Source organism: Streptomyces sp. SM10 (genome assembly GCF_002910915.1).
GTDB lineage: Bacteria > Actinomycetota > Actinomycetes > Streptomycetales > Streptomycetaceae > Streptomyces.
Genome location: NZ_NEUF01000027.1, coordinates 1 through 2230 on the forward strand (window position 1 = coordinate 1; position 2230 = coordinate 2230).

The following is a 2230-nucleotide window of genomic DNA, read 5'->3' on the forward strand; positions in this document are numbered from 1 at the left end:
ACCGGCCGGGACCTCGCCCCGGACCGCCGCACGGGCCGCCGCGGGGCCTCCGGCACCGGCGGCGGGCATCCCGACACCGGCCCCATGGGCCTCCGGACCCGGCACGTATCCCACGGCGGGCCCGGGACCGGCCGCGGCGAAGGACGCCGCCCCGCGCTCCAGCCTGTCGAGCCGGGCCTGGAGCGACCGCTCGTCGTCGAAGGCTGCGGGCAGCAGCACCCGGGCGCAGATCAGTTCGACCTGGAGCCGGGGCGAGGTCGCCCCGCGCATCTCGGTGAGCCCTTCGTTGACCAGGTCGGCGGCGCGGCTCAGCTCCGCGGCCCCGAAGACGGAGGCCTGGGCCTGCATCCGCTCCACCACATCGGCGGGGGCGTCGATGAGCCCCTTCTCCCCGGCGTCCGGCACGGCGGCCAGGATCACCAGGTCACGCAGCCGCTCCAGCAGGTCGGCGACGAAGCGGCGCGGGTCGTTGCCGCCCTCGATCACACGGTCGACGACCTCGAAGGCCGCCGCCCCGTCGCCCGACGCGAAGGCGTCGATGACGGAGTCCAGCAGGGACCCGTCCGTATAGCCGAGAAGCGACGTCGCCATGGCGTATGTCACACCGTCGTCGCCTGCTCCGGCCAGCAGCTGGTCCATCACGGACATCGAGTCACGCACGGAACCCGCACCGGCCCGCACGACGAGCGGCAGCACACCGTCCTCGACGAGGCTGTTCTCCTTGCCGCACACCTCCGCGAGATAGCCGCGGAGGGTCCCGGGGGGAACCAGACGGAACGGATAGTGGTGCGTACGCGACCTGATCGTGCCGATGACCTTCTCGGGCTCCGTGGTCGCGAAGATGAACTTGAGATGCTCCGGCGGCTCCTCGACCACCTTCAGCAGGGCGTTGAACCCTGCCGGGGTGACCATGTGCGCCTCGTCGATGATGTAGATCTTGTACCGGCTCGACGCGGGCCCGAAGAAGGCCTTCTCCCGCAGGTCACGGGCGTCGTCCACGCCACCGTGGGACGCCGCGTCGATCTCGATGACATCGATCGACCCCCGGCCGTTGCGCGCCAGGTCCTGGCAGGACTGGCACGCGCCGCAGGGGGTCGGCGTGGGCCCCTGCTCGCAGTTCAGACAGCGGGCGAGGATGCGCGCGCTGGTCGTCTTTCCACAGCCGCGCGGCCCGCTGAACAGGTACGCGTGATTGACCCGGTTGTTCCGCAGGGCCTGCTGCAGCGGGTCAGTGACATGCTCCTGACCGATGACCTCGGCGAAGGACTCGGGGCGATAGCGGCGGTACAGCGCAAGGGACGACACACATACGAGGTTATCGGGGCGGACCGACAACCGGTCCCGCCCGGGACCGCCGCCCGGCGGGACACCAGTACCCCGGACACGCAAGGGCCCCCCACGCACCCGCCAGAGCCAACCTACCCTTGCTGCCTTCCGGCCCTGGGGGAGTTCAGTCAGATAGCGCCACGTGAGGGGCTGACGCCCACCTTAGCCGATCCCCGCCCCCCGCCGTCCACCCGCTCCCCCTCCGAAGAGGGTCGGGAACGATCTCCGGGGAACGTGTTCGCGAGCACCCTCCAACGTCTTGTATTGTTTGCCGCGGAGGATTCGCCTAGTGGCCTAGGGCGCACGCTTGGAAAGCGTGTTGGGGGCAACCCCTCACGAGTTCGAATCTCGTATCCTCCGCCATTGCTCTCACCGGGCAATACGTCGAAGGGCCCCACCGCTTGCGGTGGGGCCCTTCGGCGTTCCTCTAGGCCCGTAGTCTCATCTGCAGTCTCATCGAGACCCTGCGGAGCCCTCCGCGCCGCTCTCGTCGGGCTCCTTGGCCACTTCCCAGATGAGTCCTCCGACCCGCTGCGCGACGTCGGCGAGGATGCCGCCCGTCACGTGCTGGTACCGGGCCGCCATCGCCGTGGACGACCAGCCCATGATCTGCATCACGACCCGTTCGGGGACACCGAGGATGAGCAGAACCGTCGCCGAGGTGTGCCGGGCATCGTGCAGGCGCCCGTCCCGAACCTTCGCATCGGCCAGCAGCCGCTTCCAGGTGCCGTAGTCCGTGCTCGGCACCAGCGGCTCGCCCACGGGAGAGGTGAAGACGAACCCGGACTCTCGCCAGTCCTCCCCTGCGATCGCCCGCTCGCGTGCCTGCTCTCTGCGGTGCAGCTCCAGCAGCCTCACCAGTTCGTCGGGGACACCGATGACGCGTCGGCCGGCGCGCGACTTC

Annotated in this window: 2 protein-coding genes, 1 tRNA gene and 1 other RNA gene; 1 reads left to right on the forward strand and 3 read right to left on the reverse strand. The window is 70.1% G+C overall.

The features are described 5' to 3' along the window. Both B9S57_RS01765 and ffs read right to left on the reverse strand, forming a co-directional pair. On the reverse strand, window positions 1-1305 hold a 1305-nt coding region (locus B9S57_RS01765; RefSeq protein ID WP_146057700.1), incomplete at its 3' end, for a DNA polymerase III subunit gamma and tau. A 79-nt stretch (window positions 1306-1384) separates the two neighbouring features. Next, window positions 1385-1481: signal recognition particle sRNA small type (ffs, locus tag B9S57_RS01770), an RNA gene on the reverse strand. A gap of 120 nt (window positions 1482-1601) precedes the next feature. Here ffs and B9S57_RS01775 point away from each other — a divergent pair. Next, window positions 1602-1689, forward strand: a tRNA-Ser gene (locus B9S57_RS01775). 90 nt (window positions 1690-1779) lie between these two features. On the opposite strand, the gene B9S57_RS01780 is transcribed toward B9S57_RS01775, so the two are convergent. After that, the coding region (locus tag B9S57_RS01780; RefSeq protein WP_181011195.1) for a tyrosine-type recombinase/integrase at window positions 1780-2230 on the reverse strand (451 nt) is incomplete at its 5' end.